The sequence below is a fragment of the Dactylosporangium sp. NPDC049742 genome, from assembly GCF_040674675.1.
Lineage (GTDB): Bacteria > Actinomycetota > Actinomycetes > Mycobacteriales > Micromonosporaceae > Dactylosporangium > Dactylosporangium maewongense.
This window is the reverse complement of the sequence record NZ_JBFANF010000036.1, coordinates 96,165-110,230: the sequence shown is the minus strand read 5'-3', so window position 1 is coordinate 110,230 and position 14,066 is coordinate 96,165. Positions and strand designations below refer to the sequence as shown.

10 protein-coding genes are annotated in these 14,066 nt (G+C 72.9%); 6 read left to right on the top strand and 4 right to left on the bottom strand.

Translation table 11 applies throughout. The features are described from left to right. Positions 1-39: 39 nt before the first annotated feature. The 3 genes from AB0J72_RS35605 (at position 40) to AB0J72_RS35595 (ending at position 4,161) form a co-directional block, all read left to right on the top strand. A complete protein-coding gene (locus AB0J72_RS35605) occupies positions 40-1,824 on the top strand; it encodes a long-chain fatty acid--CoA ligase (RefSeq protein WP_363406601.1) in 1,785 nt (594 codons plus the stop codon). A gap of 94 nt (positions 1,825-1,918) precedes the next feature. After that, positions 1,919-3,460, top strand: a complete 1,542-nt coding sequence (locus AB0J72_RS35600) for a GAF domain-containing sensor histidine kinase (protein WP_363406646.1) — start codon at positions 1,919-1,921, stop codon at positions 3,458-3,460. A 32-nt stretch (positions 3,461-3,492) separates the two neighbouring features. Continuing rightward, complete coding sequence (locus tag AB0J72_RS35595; RefSeq protein ID WP_033362529.1) at positions 3,493-4,161, top strand: response regulator transcription factor; 669 nt, start codon at positions 3,493-3,495, stop codon at positions 4,159-4,161. An 800-nt stretch (positions 4,162-4,961) separates the two neighbouring features. Here AB0J72_RS35595 and AB0J72_RS35590 read toward each other — a convergent pair. The 4 genes from AB0J72_RS35590 to AB0J72_RS35575 all read right to left on the bottom strand — a co-directional run bounded on the left by AB0J72_RS35590 (position 4,962) and on the right by AB0J72_RS35575 (position 10,184). Beyond that, entirely contained in the window at positions 4,962-6,101 is a 1,140-nt protein-coding gene (locus AB0J72_RS35590; protein WP_363406598.1) for a glycosyltransferase family 4 protein, read from the bottom strand. A 1,104-nt stretch (positions 6,102-7,205) separates the two neighbouring features. Then, on the bottom strand, positions 7,206-8,462 hold the full coding sequence (locus AB0J72_RS35585) for a M48 family metallopeptidase (protein WP_363406596.1): 1,257 nt from the start codon (positions 8,460-8,462) through the stop codon (positions 7,206-7,208). A gap of 31 nt (positions 8,463-8,493) precedes the next feature. Beyond that, positions 8,494-8,715, bottom strand: coding sequence for a hypothetical protein (locus tag AB0J72_RS35580; RefSeq protein WP_344506273.1), 222 nt, complete (start codon positions 8,713-8,715; stop codon positions 8,494-8,496). A 71-nt stretch (positions 8,716-8,786) separates the two neighbouring features. Further along, positions 8,787-10,184 (bottom strand): NYN domain-containing protein, encoded by a 1,398-nt coding sequence (locus AB0J72_RS35575; RefSeq protein WP_363406594.1) that lies wholly within the window; start codon positions 10,182-10,184, stop codon positions 8,787-8,789. A gap of 130 nt (positions 10,185-10,314) precedes the next feature. Here AB0J72_RS35575 and AB0J72_RS35570 point away from each other — a divergent pair, with 130 nt between their 5' ends. From AB0J72_RS35570 to AB0J72_RS35560, 3 genes are all read left to right on the top strand, one after another. Continuing rightward, positions 10,315-11,262: a GAF domain-containing protein gene (locus tag AB0J72_RS35570; protein ID WP_363406591.1), complete on the top strand. Its 948-nt coding sequence runs from the start codon at positions 10,315-10,317 to the stop codon at positions 11,260-11,262. Between the two features lie 37 nt (positions 11,263-11,299). Continuing rightward, the gene (locus AB0J72_RS35565; protein WP_363406588.1) at positions 11,300-13,033 is read left to right on the top strand and encodes a DEDD exonuclease domain-containing protein; all 1,734 of its coding nucleotides are present in this window, start codon (positions 11,300-11,302) and stop codon (positions 13,031-13,033) included. 220 nt (positions 13,034-13,253) lie between these two features. Next, positions 13,254-14,066 (top strand): hypothetical protein (locus AB0J72_RS35560; protein WP_363406585.1); only part of this gene is annotated, 813 nt, incomplete at its 3' end.

Below are 14,066 nucleotides of genomic sequence, written 5' to 3'. Positions count from 1 at the left end.
TAGGTTCCCGAATACGGGTTGAAACGAAGGAGTCGGAACGTGCGCGAGTTCACCGTGCCCTCAGCGGTCACTGTCGGCGACCACGCCACGCTGACCGACCCCGTGTGGGACAACGCGGTCACCGCGCCGGACGCGGTGCAGTTCCAGCGCCAGCAAGCTGGCGGGTGGCAGGATGTCACCTGCGCGCAGTTCCACGACCAGGTGCTGACGCTCGCCCGGGGGCTGCTCGCCGCCGGCGTCGAGCCGGGTGAGCGGGTCGCGCTGATGAGCAAGACGCGCTACGAGTGGACCCTCATCGACTACGCGATCTGGTCGGTCGGCGCGGTCACCGTGCCGATCTACGAGACGTCCAGCGCGGAGCAGATCGCCTGGATCCTCGAGGACTCCGGCTCGGTCGCCTGCTTCGTCGAGACCGACACGCACCGCGACACGGTCGCCGCGATCCGCGACCAGCTGCCGGCGGTCGAGCACGTGTGGCAGATCGACGGCGCGCCCGGCGCGATTGACGTCCTCGGCGCCGACGGCGCAGCCGTGCCCCGCGAGGACGTCGAGCGGCGGCGGGCCGCCACCAGGGCCGACGACCTCGCCACGATCATCTACACCAGCGGGACCACCGGCCGGCCCAAGGGCTGCATGATCACCCACCGCAACATGCTGTCGGACATCGTCAACGCGATCCCCGAGCTGCAGTCGCTGTTCCACCAGGGCGCCCGGACGCTGCTGTTCCTGCCCCTGGCGCACTCGTTCGCCCGGCTGATCCAGATCGGCGTCGTGCAGGCCAGGGCCACGATGGGCCACACCGCCGACACGAAGAACCTGGCGGCGACCCTGCAGAGCTTCCGGCCGACGTTCGTGCTGTCGGTGCCGCGCGTGTTCGAGAAGGTCTACAACACGGCGAAGCAGCGCGCCCACGCCGACGGCAAGGGCGCCATCTTCGACCGGGCGGAGCGGGTGGCGATCGCGTTCAGCTCCGCGGAGCGGCCCGGTCCGCTGTTGCGCGCGCAGCACGCGTTGTTCGACCGTCTCGTGTACGGGAAGCTGCGGGCCGCGCTCGGCGGGCAGTGCTCGCGGGCGATCTCCGGCGGCGCGCCCCTCGGCGAGCGGCTCGCGCACTTCTACCGCGGCATCGGCGTCACCATCTTCGAGGGGTACGGGCTGACCGAGACCTCCCCCGCCACCAACGCCAACCGCGACACCGGCGCGCGCATGGGCACCGTCGGGCGCCCGCTGCCCGGCGTCACGATCCGCATCGACGACGACGGCGAGATCCTCGTCCAGGGCGACATCGTCTTCAAGGGGTACTGGAACAACCCCGCCGCGACGGCGGAGGCGATCGACGCGGACGGCTGGTTCCACACCGGCGACATCGGCGAGCTCGACGACGACGGGTACCTGCGCATCACCGGCCGCAAGAAGGAGCTCATCGTCACCGCGGGCGGCAAGAACGTCGCCCCGGCCGTCCTGGAGGACCGGGTCCGCGCGCACCCGCTCGTCAGCCAGTGCATGGTCGTCGGCGACCGGCAGCCGTTCATCGCCGCCCTCGTCACCGTCGACCCCGACGCGCTGCCGGCCTGGGCCTCCGCGCACGGCAAGCCCGCCGACGCGGCCGCGCTCGTCGACGACCCCGAGCTGCGCGCCGAGATCCAGACCGCGATCGACGACGCCAACACCGCCGTGTCGAAGGCCGAGGCGATCAAGGTGTTCCGGATCCTGCCGCAGGACTTCACCGAGGCGACCGGAACGCTCACTCCGTCGTTGAAGGTGAAGCGGAACGTCGTCCTGAAGGAGTACGCCGGCGAGATCGCCGCCATCTACGAGCGCTGATGCCACCACCTACGGTAGGGAGGACCATTCGTTGACCGAGCTGACGGTGCTGGGCGACCGTCCCAGAGGCGCCGTGATCGCGGTTCGTGTCCTGATGCTCGCGCTCGTCGCGGCGCTGCTGTTCATCGACGGCACGGGTGCCGAGGAGCTGCTCTGGCTCGCGCTGCTGCTGATCGCGGTGGCCATCGCCACGGTCGCGCCGCCGGCACACCGGATCGCGCACTTCGGGCGCGCCGCCGAGGTGCTCGTCGTCGCGCTCGCCGCCTCCGGGGTGGACACCGACTTCCTCGTGTACCTGCCGGTGCCGGTCGTCGGCACGGCCCTCGCCTCGGGGATGGTCGTCGCCGGCGGGTACCTTGCGGCCGCGGTGGCGCTCCTCGTGGCCGGTGGCGCCGTCGACGGGGTGCTCGACGACCGCAAGCACCTCGGCGCCTGCCTGACCTGGGTGGTCGTCGCCGGGATCAGCGCGTACCAGGCGGGGGTCCTGCAGCGGGCGTTCCTCGCCCGGCGCACCGACGAGACGCCACAGCCGTACGTGGAGGCGACCCGCCTGCTCACCCAGCTGCGCAGCGTCGCCCGGCAGCTGCCCGGCGCCACCCTCGACCCCGGCGGCCTCGCCGAGCACCTCCTCGACGAGGTCCGGGCGATGGTCCCGTCGTCCCGCGGCGCCGTCCTGTCCGGCAGCGGCGGCGGCCGGCTCGTCGTGCTCGCCCAGGCCGGCGTGGAGCGCCTCGACTGGGAGACCGCGCTGGACACCGAGAGCTCCGTCGCCGACGCGTGGGCGACCCAGCAGCCGGTCGTGTCGGGCCGCTCGCAGGCCCGCTCGGTCGCGCCCAGCCGCGACATCTCCTCGATGGTCGTGCCGCTCGTCGCCGGCGTCCGCACCGTCGGGCTCATCATCCTGGAGAGTGACACCGCCGGGGCGTACCCGCCGGCGATCCTCGCCCGCGTCACCGGCCTGACCGGCGCGGCCGCGCTGCGCCTCGAGGCGGCGCTGCTCTTCGACGAGGTCCGGTCCCTCGCCACCACCGAGGAGCGGCAGCGGCTCGCCCGCGAGATCCACGACGGTGTCGCCCAGGAGCTCGTCATGGTCGGCTACGGCATCGACAACGCGGTCGCCGCGCTGCCCGACGCCACCGCCGCCGAGGAGGAGCTGCGCATCCTGCGCGCCGAGGTCACCCGCGTCATCACCGAGCTGCGGCTGTCGCTGTTCGAGCTGCGCAGCGAGGTCGACCGGTACGGCGGCCTCACCGCGGCGATCGCCGACTACGCCCGCACCGTCGGCGCCTCCGCCGGGCTCCGCGTGCACCTCTCGCTCGACGAAACCACCGCCCGGCTGCCCGCCGCGGTCGAGGCGGAACTGCTGCGCATTGCCCAGGAAGCCATCACGAACGCGCGGAAACACGCCGGGGCGGAGAATCTTTGGGTAACGTGCGCGGTCGATCCACCGTTCGCACAGGTAGAAATCTCCGACGATGGAAGCGGCATCGGTGAGAACCGCCCAGACGGACGCTATGGTCTTGCGATCATGGCCGAGAGAGCGGAACGTATCCGAGGCCGGTTGGAGATCACACCGCGCGTGCCGAATGGGACAACAGTGGCGGTTGTGCTCGGAACCGCACCGCGTGCGCGGTAGCGTGAAGGCACCAGAGGGAGAGAGCACCGGGAATGTCGACTACCGCGACGCCGACGACACGCACCAAAGTTCTGCTCGTCGACGACCACGATCTCATCCGCCGAGGACTGCGGCACGCCTTCGAGCGTGACCGGCAGTTCGAGGTGGTGGGCGAGGCCGCGACGGCCGCCGAGGCGATCCGCCAGGCCGGCGCCCTGCAGCCCGACGTGGTCATCATGGACCTGCGCCTCCCCGACGGCAGCGGCCTGGAGGCGACCCGCGCCCTGCGCAAGACCAGCAACACCATGGGCATCGTCGTCCTGACCATGTACGCCGGCGACGACCAGCTCTTCGGCGCGCTCGAGGCCGGCGCCTCAGCGTTCGTGCCGAAGACCGCACCGGCCGACGAGGTGGTCGCCGCGGCCCGTCATGCCGCGTCGGCGCCTTCCGCGTTCACCGCCGCCGACCTCGCCGAGGCGATGAAGCGGCGCCTGGCCCCCAGCGGCCCGCAGCTGTCCCCCCGCGAGGGCCAGGTGCTGCGCCTGCTCGCCGACGGCATGAGCGTCGCCGGCATCGCCAAGCAATTGTTCGTCTCCGAGTCCACCGCGAAGACGCACATATCGAAGTTGTACGAGAAGCTCGGCGCCGCCAACCGCGCCCAGGCCCTCATGACAGCCCTCCGGCTCGGCCTCCTCGAAGCCCCCGACGCTCCGAAGTTCTGACCCACTTCCCCGGATTTCGACTTTTCGATAGGCGCTGGCCGATCTGCCCCCAACCCCCAGAACGGCCAGCCTGTCGTTTCTCGACCCCCGATGACCCCAGTTCACCATTGACCACCATCACGAACCTCCGGTCCACCCGGCGCACGCTTTTCCGAGCTGACGCCCCCGCGGCCATCACCACCACCCCACCGCACCACGGCGCCCAGCTCTTCATCGCCGACCCCCGCCCCTGAGCGAACTCGGCACACAACCTCCGCGAGCCGGACAGCACAATCCTGCGCCCCGGCCGATCCACGGCGTTGACTTCAAAACCGACCGCCGCCGCCTTGAGCGAACTCTGCACTCAACCGCCGCAGCCGGACGCCACAGGCCAGCATCTCCACCGGACCCACCACGTCGCGGCGTTCACCTTGAATCACCGACGCCACGCCTGAGCAACCTCTGCAGACGACCGCCACGGGCCGGACGCCACGGCCCAGCACCCCGGCGACCACCTGGGGATCGGTCTTCCGGAAACGGCGCCACCAGGTCGGACGCCACAGCCCATCGCCCGCAGGACCTACAACCTTCGGGCCGCGCACCCGTCCGGACGCACCACGGTGTTCAACGTCGGCCGCGAACCGCCACCGAAACCGGGTCGACGCGAAGCCAGCACCGCGGCGCGTCTTGCCCGCGGAACCCAAGCGATCCGCCCAGGCCGCGACGCCCTGCCCTCCGCTCGACCGACTCGCGTGCCTCGCTCATCACCGGCCTTCCCCGTTGGCGTCGGCAGCGCTCATCGCCGCCGGCTGTGGAGCGGGTCAGGGTAAGTCGGGCGCGGGTGTGGTGAGCATGGTGCGGAGCCGGTCCGCCTGGGTCTCCCAGCGCCAGTCCGACTCGACCCAGGCGCGGCCCGCGGCGCCCATCTTCGCGGCGAGGGCCGGGTCGCGCAGCAGGGTCGTGACGCGGTCGGCGACCGCGGCGACGTCGCGGCCTGGGACGACGAAGCCGGTCTCGCCCTCGCGGACGGCGTCGGGCGCGCCGCCGGAGTCACCCGCGACGACCGGCAGGCCGGTGGCGGAGGCTTCGAGGTACACGATGCCGAGCCCCTCGACGTCGAGGCCACGGCGCCGGGTCCGGCACGGCATGGCGAACACGTCACCGGCGGCGTAGTGCGCCGGCAGCTCCGCCCACGACACCGACCCGGTGAACACGACGTCCCGCTCGACCCCCGCCTCCCGCGCGAGCCGCTCCAGCGCAGGCCGGTACGGCCCACCGCTGACCACCAGCAGCGCGGCGTCGGGAACGGCGCGGCGGATGAGCGGCAGCGCCCGGATCAGCACGTCCTGCCCTTTGCGCGGCACGAGCCGGGACACGCACACGATCACCGGCCGGTCGGCGAGGCCGTGACGGGCGCGGATCAGCTGCCGGTCGACCTGCGGCGAGTACGCGTCCACGTCGACACCCGGCGCCAGCCGCTGCAGCGACGTGAGCCCGTCCAGCGCCTTGGCGAGCCGGGTGCGGGTGTACTCGCCGAGGTACGTGACGACGTCCGTGCCCCGCCCGATGCGCCGCAGCAGGCTCCGCGCGCCGGGCAGCGCCGCCCAGCCGACCTCGTGCCCGTGGGTGAGCGCGACGACCCGCTCCACCCCGGCCCGCCGCCGCAGCCCGCCGGCCAGCAGCCCGAGCGGCGCCGCCGCCCCGAACCACACGCTGTCGCACCCGTGCGCCCGCGCCAGCTCAGCGGCCCGCCGCGCGACCCCGGCCGTCGGCAGCAGCATGCCGGTCCGCTCCCGCACCACCTCGAACGGCTGCTCCGCGTCGAACTTCTCCGCCCCCCGAAACGTCGAGCAGTACACGACGACCGACCCCGCGGGCTGACGCACGGCAAGGTTGTGCACGAACTGCTGGATCCCACCCGGCCGAGGCGGAAAGTCGTTCGTCACGAGCAGCGTGGTCATCGCGCCCCCACCCCTCCAGCAACCACCCGGCCACACCGCACCCCCGCGCGACCGCACGTCATGAGCGACGACCAGCTCCTCCGTGCCGCGCCGCCGACCCAGCCGGCCCGCTGCGGCGCACGGCGGCGACGGGCAGGGCGCACATCGCAACTCCTCCGTGCCGCGCCGCCGACCCAGCCGGCCCGCTGCGGCGCACGGCGGCGACGGGCAGGGCGCACATCGCAGCTCCGCCCCTCCGCCAACCACTCGGGAACGGTCGAGACACTCCCCCACTCCACCGGGCCCGACGGCTTCACCGGGCCCGGTGGCCGAACCCTGCCGCAGCGCAGCAGGTCACGGCCGGCCAGCACCTTGGTCATCGCCGCCCCATGCCTGCCCCGGCCACCCGGTCGCTGCCGGGGCAAGGGGTTCACCTCTGACACCACCAGGCTGAGCCGCCGCACTCCGCCACGGCCCGCCGGAACGTCCTGGGTCACGAGCAGCACGGTCATCACTTCGGCGCTCCGAACCCCACCACGCCGGACCGCCGACCGCTGCCACGGCCCGGCAGGTCGTCACGGCCGGCGAGCGGGACGGTCATCGCCCGCCGCACGCCCCGGCCACCCACTGCACAGCGCCCCGGCGGAAGCCACACAAGACACTCCACCGCGCCGGACCGCCGGACCCCCAGCACGACGTCACGGCCGGCAAGCAGGCTGGTCGTCGCACGCCCTGTGCCTCGGCCTGGACGGAATTGCGCACGACGCTCCACCATGGCGAAGCGCAGAGCCCCGTCAACACCCGGCAGAACGTCACACGTGGAGCGCAGGCTGGTCATCGCACGCCTCAGGCCCAGACGCGCAGCGCGGCCATACACCGCCCCGCGACGACCTGGACGGAACCGCTCACGGCACCGCACGGCGGCGAAGGGCCGAACACCGCCGGCGACCGGCAGGACGTCGTGGGCGACGAGCGGAATGACCATCGGACGCCTCATACCCAGACGCGCAGCTCGGCCAAGCAGGCCACCACGACCCAGACGGACACGCGCACGGCGCCCCCCGGTGGCGACGTGCCGGACACCGCCGGCGGCCGGCAGGACGTCGGGGGTGGTGAGCGGGGTGGTCATCGCTCGCCTCGGGCCCAGGCGCGGGCCTCGGCCATGCGCTCCACGGCGGTCGGGTGGGAGCCGAACAGGAACTGCTCGACGGGGTTGGGGTCGGGGTCGCCGAGGTTGACCAGGGAGAGCCGGCCCTGCATGGCCTCGAAGCCGGCCGGGTCGGCGGTGAGCTGCAGGGCGTGCCGGTCGGCGCGGGCCTCGACGCGGCGCGACACGAACGCCTGGGCCGGGCCGGCGAGCAGGCCCGCCACGGTGGCGACGGCGATCAGCAGGGCGACCGCGCGCGGCTCGCCGATCGAGTCCACGCCCGCACGGCGCAGCAGGCCGCCCCACGAGCCCAGCAGGTACAGCGCGCAGACGGCGGCGGCCGCGCCGAACGCGCCGAGCAGCGTGCCGGTGAGCACGTCACCGTCCTTGGCGTGGCCGAGCTCGTGCGCGACGACCGACTCGACCTCCTCCGGCGGCGCCTTCTCCAGCAGGGTGTCGTAGACGACGATGCGGCGCGTCGGGCCGAGACCGGACACGTACGCGTTGACGGCCCGGGTGCGGCGGGACGCGTCGGCGATCAGCACGTCGCGGACGGGGACGCCGTCGCGCTCGGCGAGCGCCATGAGCCGGGTCCGCTGCTCCCCCTCGGGCATCGGGGTGAACTTGTTGAAGACCGGCTCGACCAGGACCGGGAAGATGAACGACAACAGCACCGTGAGCAGGGCCGCGCCGACCGCACCCCACACCCACCACCAGCGGGGCACGAAGTGGGTGATGGTGAAGAAGCCGACGAGCACGACCGCGCCGATCACCGCGCCGACGGCATAGCCCTTGAGCATGTCGACCGTCCAGGCGGACCAGTCCTGCGTGGACAGCCCATAGCGCCTGAGGATGGACTGGCGCCAGGCGGCGAGGGGCAGCGCCGCCACCTCACCGGCGAAGACGACGGCGAGCCCGCCGAGCAGCGCCCGGGCGAGCCAATGGCCGCCGAACGGCCGGGACACCTGCTCGACGATCCACGAGCCGGCCGGGGTCAGGCCGAGCAGGAGCGCGACGAGCAGGCCGAGGCCGATGGACAGATACATCCCGGGGCGCAGCGCCGCGTGGAACGCCTGCCCCTTGGCGACGGCGTCGGCGGGCAGCGTGTCGAGCGCGGCGAGCTGGTCGGCTCGCGGCGCGGGCGGCGCCGACCAGGGCACCCGCAGCGCCGCGACCACCACGACCGCGACGAGCAACGCCGCGAGGGTGATCGCCGCCCATGCGCGAGGAGTCACGCCGCACCTCCTGGTCGGAAACTCCGCAAGCTTATGCGGCGCGGTGCCGTCTCGACCGGCGCGGTGCGGCCGGCTCGACGTGGGTGGGGTCGAGCACGGTGACCTCGAACCCGGCCCGCTCGAACACCTCGATGGCGCGGACCTCGGCCGCGCCGAGCTGGTGCAGGGCGGGTGGCGTGTCGAGCAGCAGGGTCACCACGCAACCGCCGCAGGCGGTGCCGCGCACTGAACAGGTCTCGCAGTCGACGAGCATCGCTCCTCCTCCGTTGACCGTCTGTAGCTCCACGGTAAGCGGGGGGTATGACAAAAATGCGTTTCCGCAGGTCAGGAGCGTGAGAGTCGGCGGAGGAGGGTGTCGTTGCCCAGCGGGTACGCGCCGTGGCGGCGTACACCGTCGATGACCTCCTTGTCGGAGGAGATCACCACGACCGGGCGGCCGGCCGGCTCGGCCCTGACCAGGCGCCGGATCAGCTCGTCGGCGGTCTCGCCCTTCTTGGAGAACAGCACCCGCACGCCGCGCGGCGCCGGCGGCAGCCCGACGACCCGCTCGGCGCCGTCGAAGACGACGGTGACCTCGGCCCTGGTCTGGGCGACGAGCCCGCCGACCCCGGCGACCAGGCGGTTGCGCTGCTGTTCGAGGGAGAGCTCCCCGTAGCCCTTCTTCGTGACGTTGTACCCGTCGACGATCATGTGCGCCTTCGGCAGGCTCAGCAGCTGGTCGAGGCGGGCGGGGTCATCGGCGTCGAGCGCGCGGGCCGCGCCGGTGCCGGGCGCGTTGTCGGGGCGGTCGGCGTCGTGCTCGGCGACGAAGTCGGCCGGCAGCCGGTCGGTGGGGTCGAGGGCCAGCTCGCGGCGCAGCCCCACGGCTGCCTGCCCGATCGTCTCCAGCAGCAGCCAGAGGCGGGCGTCGTCGACGGCGCGGGCGTCCTTGGCGCTCTGCCGCTGGGCGCCGGCCACGGTCTCCGCCTCGGCGAGCTTGGCGCGCATGCGGCGCAGCTCGGCGTCGTGGTCGGCGGTCGCCCGGGTGGCACGGCCCTTCTCGCTGGCGAGCATGTCGGTCGCCTTGCGCTCCTTGGCCTGGCTCTCCCGCAGCGCCTTGCCCAGCGAGCGGACCTCCTCGCGGAGGCCGGCGGTCTCGTCGCGGAGGCGGGCCAGCTCGTCGCGGAGCTTGTCGGCCTCGACCCGGGCGACGGCGCGGTCGTGCTCGGCGCGGGCGAGGCGCTGCTCGACGTCGCGGATGCGCTCGGACGAGGCGGCGCCCTCGGCCTCGGTGCGGACTGTGTCGGTGGCCCGCTCGACCAGGTCGCGCCAGCCGTCGGGGCGGGCGAGGTAGGCCAGCGCGGCGACCTCGACGGGGTCGGCGGCCGGCGGCGCGACCCCTTCCAGGATCGAGGCGCCCAGGTCACCGGCGTCGTTGACGACCCTGGTCGCGAGGCGCTGGCGCAGCAGCGGGTCGCCGGACAGCTGCATCGCGATGACGGGTCCGCCGAGGCGGGCGCGCCGGTTGGGGGCGAACTTCGCGACCCGCCGCAGCGGCATCGGCAGCTCGTCGAGGGGCAGGCCGGTCATGGCGCCGGCCGCGAGAGAGATGACCCGCTGGCGGATGATCTCGGGCAGCGCGGGCTCGGCGCCGCCGTCGGAGTCCGGCAGGTCGACGTCCTCCGGCGCAGACGTCACCGCGGCCTCGTCGTCGAGGTCGTCGGGAGCATCGTGCGCGGGCATCACTCCAGTGTCGCATTGTCGACCAGATTCGCCCCGGATGGTCTCCAGGACCGGCGGCTTCCCTCGAAAGGCTAAAAGCTGACATATCCTTATTTCACCCGATTGGGTACGCCAGCGAGGAGGCACGGACATGCAGCCGCCGGTACCCGAGAACGAAGCGGAACGAATCTCGACGTTGCGGGGGCTGGCGGTCCTCGACACCCCACCGGAGACGGACTTCGACGACATCGTCAGGATCGCGTCCGAGGTCTGCGGCGCCCCGATCTCCCTGGTCACCCTGGTCGACACCCAGCGACAGTGGTTCAAGGCCAAGACCGGCCTCGACGGCATCACCGAGACGCCCCGCGAGGTGGCGTTCTGCGCCCACGCGATCATGGGCCGCGACCTGATGGTCGTCCCGGACGCCACCGCGGACGCGCGGTTCGCCGACAACCCGTTCGTCAGAGCCGAGGACGGCATCCGCTTCTACGCCGGCGCTCCCCTGCTGACCAGCGAAGGCGCGGCGCTGGGCACCCTGTGCGTGGTCGACCACGCGCCGCACCGGCTGAACCTGGACCAGATGCGGGCGCTGCGGGCGCTCGCCAGGCAGGTCACGGAGCTGCTCGAGCTGCGGCGCCTGGTCGACGCCGCCGCGCTCGACGGCCCGCCCGAGTCCAGGTCGGTCGACCTCACCTACCTGACCGAGGCCCGCATCCGCGAGTTGCGCCCCATCGCGGACGCCAGAAACATGGCCATCACCCTCGGAGTGACCGATGCGGCGTCGGTACAGGCGGATCCCGGCAGACTGTCACGCGCGCTGGACTACGTGGTGTTCTCGGCGTTGAAGGTCGCGCCGCCCGGCGGACGGGTCGCGGTGCGGGTGCTGGGCACCCCGGTCCCGACGGTGGAGATCAGCCACGCGGGCGGTTCGATCGCCCCGGAGTGGCAGGCCGACCTCGACGGCACGCGGGCGGCCGACGAACTGGTCCCGCGGGCCGTGGCGGAGATCCTGCGGTCCCACGGGGCGACCGTGGCCAGGACCAACGCGGCCATCGGTTCGCCGGACGTCCGGTTCGAGCTGCGCTTCCCGCCGCACTGAGCGATTTTTTGTCACACCCTGGTCGTAGTGTGCGCGCGTGGCCGACTACCACCAGGAAACGCTCGATGCCCTGTTCGACGACCCGCGCGCGGCGACGCTGTTCGCGTCGACGTTCGTGGTCGTCGACCTGGAGACGACCGGCGGCGCACCCGACGGCGGCGGCATCACCGAGATCGGTGCGGTCAAGGTCCGCGGCGGGGAGGTCCTGGGCGAGTTCGCCACGCTGGTCAATCCCGAGGAGCGGCTGCCGGCGTTCATCACCGTCCTGACCGGCATCACCGAGGCGATGCTGGTCGAGGCGCCGAAGATCGACACGGTGCTGCCGGCGTTCCTGGAGTTCGCCGCGGGTGCCGTGATGGTGGCGCACAACGCCCCGTATGACACCGGGTTCCTCAAGGCGGCGTGCGCCAAGCACGGCTACGCGTGGCCGAAGCCGATCGTGCTGGACACCGCCGCGATCGCCCGGCGGGCCCTGGTCGCCGACGAGGTGCCCAACAACAAGCTGTCCACCCTCGCCCGGCACTTCCACGCGAGCACCCAGCCGATCCACCGGGCCCTCGACGACGCCCGCGCCACCGTCGACGTCCTGCACGGGCTGATCGCCAGGCTGGGCAGCCACAAGGTGCACACCATCGGCGACACGATCGAGTTCGTGAAGGCGGTCAGCCCGTCCCAGCGGCGCAAGCGCCACCTCGCCGAAGGGCTGCCCGACGCGCCGGGGGTCTACGTGTTCCGCGGGCACAAGGACCGCCCGCTCTACATCGGCACCAGCTCGTCGATCGCGACCCGGGTCCGCAGCTACTTCACCGCCGCCGAGAAGCGCGCCCGCATCGACGAGATGATCAACGCGGCGCAGCGGGTCGAGGCGATCGTCTGCGCCCACTCCCTGGAGGCCGAGGTCAGAGAGCTGCGGCTGATCGCCGCGCACAAGCCGCCGTACAACCGCCGCTCCAAATTCCCCGAGCGGGTGATGTGGCTCAAGCTCACCGCCGAGGCCTATCCCCGGCTGTCGATCGTGCGCGACGTGCAGCCCGACGGCGCGGCATACCTGGGGCCGTTCGCGTCCCGCCGCGGCGCCGAGCTCGCCGCCGCCGGCATCTATGACGCGCTGCCGCTGCGCCAGTGCACCCACAAGCTGTCGCTGCGCACAAAGACGCCCGCGTGCGCGCTCGCCGAGCTCGGCCGCTGCCCGGCGCCGTGCGAGCACCGCATCTCCCCCGGCGACTACGAGACCGCGGCCGCCGAGCCGTTCCGCACCGCCACGACCGGCGACCCGGGCCCCGTCGTCCGCGGGCTCATGGCCCGCATCGAGGCCCTCGCCACCGCCGAGCGATTCGAGGACGCGGCCACGATCCGCACCCGGCTGATCACGTTCCTGCGCGCCACGATCCGCATGCAGCGGCTCGCCTCGCTGACCAGCCTGCCCGAGCTGATCGCCGCCCGTCCTTCCGCCAAGGGCGGCTGGGAGCTCGCCGTGGTGCGACACGGCCGGCTCGCCGCGGCCGGCGTGTCACCCCCGCGGGTGCATCCACAGCCGACGCTGGATGTGGTTCTCGCCACAGCCGAGACGGTCCAGCCGGGTCACGGCCCGACGCCACGCGCGTCGCCGGAGGAGACCGAGCGGATCCTCGCCTGGCTCGAGCGGCCGGAGACACGCCTGGTCAAGGCCGATATGGGCTGGGCATCACCGGCCACGGGGGCCGGCCGGTGGCGCCCGTTTCTCGCCCGCGCGGAGGCCGCCGCGACGGTCCGGATCGACTTGGAAGGCTAAGCACATCGGACGATCGCACATACTCAAATGACCGATCGGATGCCACGAGGGAAACTAGGCTGGAACCTACCCAAACCCAGGCCCGCCCGGCCCGTCGGTGAGGAGGTGCCGCATGGAGCCCGGTCTGCATCAGTCCGGTGCGCCCCTGGATGCTGGCCCCTCCACGGTCGCCGGCGCCGGCGGAGCCAACTCCGGGTCCGCATCCGCGCACAGCGAGTTCATGTTGGACCCACTGACGCCCGGGGGCAAGCCCAACGAGCCGGCGGGTTTTGCCCACACGCTGGCGACGGGGTTCACGACCGGCGGGGCATCGCCGCCGACACCCGGCGCCGCGGAGGCCCAGCAGCTCCTGGACGCCGTGGGCGAGGTGCTGCTCGGCCCGCGTGGGCTGCCTACCGCGTCGATCAACGTGCCCGAGGCCCCGCCGCGGCGCCGCCCTGTCCGCCCGACCGGCCGCCATCCGGAGCGCAACACCCGGGACAGGGTGCCGCAGGATCGGCAGCGGGTGGAGCGGACGTACGTCGACAGGACCCCCACCGACCGCCGCGACTCGCCCTCCCCGGCCAGGTCCCCCCAGGACATCGCGCCCCAGGACATCGCGCCGCAGGACAAGCACCCAGAGGCCACGGCGCCACAAGGCACTGCCTCACAGGACAAGGCGCCACAGGCCCGCGCGCCGCGAGACAGCACGCCACAGGACAGCACGTCGCACGACCGGTCCTCCCACGACAGGCACCCGCACGACACCGCTCCGCAGAACACCGGCCCGCAGAGCAGCGCTCCGCAGGGCAGCGCTTCGCAGGACCAGGCCTCGCACGACGGGCAGCCGCAGGACAGCGCCTCTCAGGACGCCTCGCAGGACCGGCCCGCTCAGGACGGACTGCCGCAGGGCCGTGCCTCGCAGGACATCACGTCACAGGCCAGCGCCTCACAGGCCAGCGCCTCGCACGACAGCGCCTCGCACGACAGCGCCTCGCACGACAGCGCCTCGCACGACAGCGCCTCGCACGACAGCGCCTCGCACGACAGCGCC

Bases quoted from the DNA above. Each gene is read 5' to 3' on its own strand.
- AB0J72_RS35600 (WP_363406646.1), top strand. From the start codon at position 1,919: ATGCTCGCGCTCGTCGCGGCGCTGCTGTTCATCGACGGCACGGGTGCC.
- AB0J72_RS35595 (WP_033362529.1), top strand. From the start codon at position 3,493: ATGTCGACTACCGCGACGCCGACGACACGCACCAAAGTTCTGCTCGTC.
- AB0J72_RS35590 (WP_363406598.1), bottom strand. From the start codon at position 6,101: ATGACCACGCTGCTCGTGACGAACGACTTTCCGCCTCGGCCGGGTGGG.
- AB0J72_RS35580 (WP_344506273.1), bottom strand. From the start codon at position 8,715: ATGCTCGTCGACTGCGAGACCTGTTCAGTGCGCGGCACCGCCTGCGGC.
- AB0J72_RS35575 (WP_363406594.1), bottom strand. From the start codon at position 10,184: ATGCCCGCGCACGATGCTCCCGACGACCTCGACGACGAGGCCGCGGTG.
- AB0J72_RS35570 (WP_363406591.1), top strand. From the start codon at position 10,315: ATGCAGCCGCCGGTACCCGAGAACGAAGCGGAACGAATCTCGACGTTG.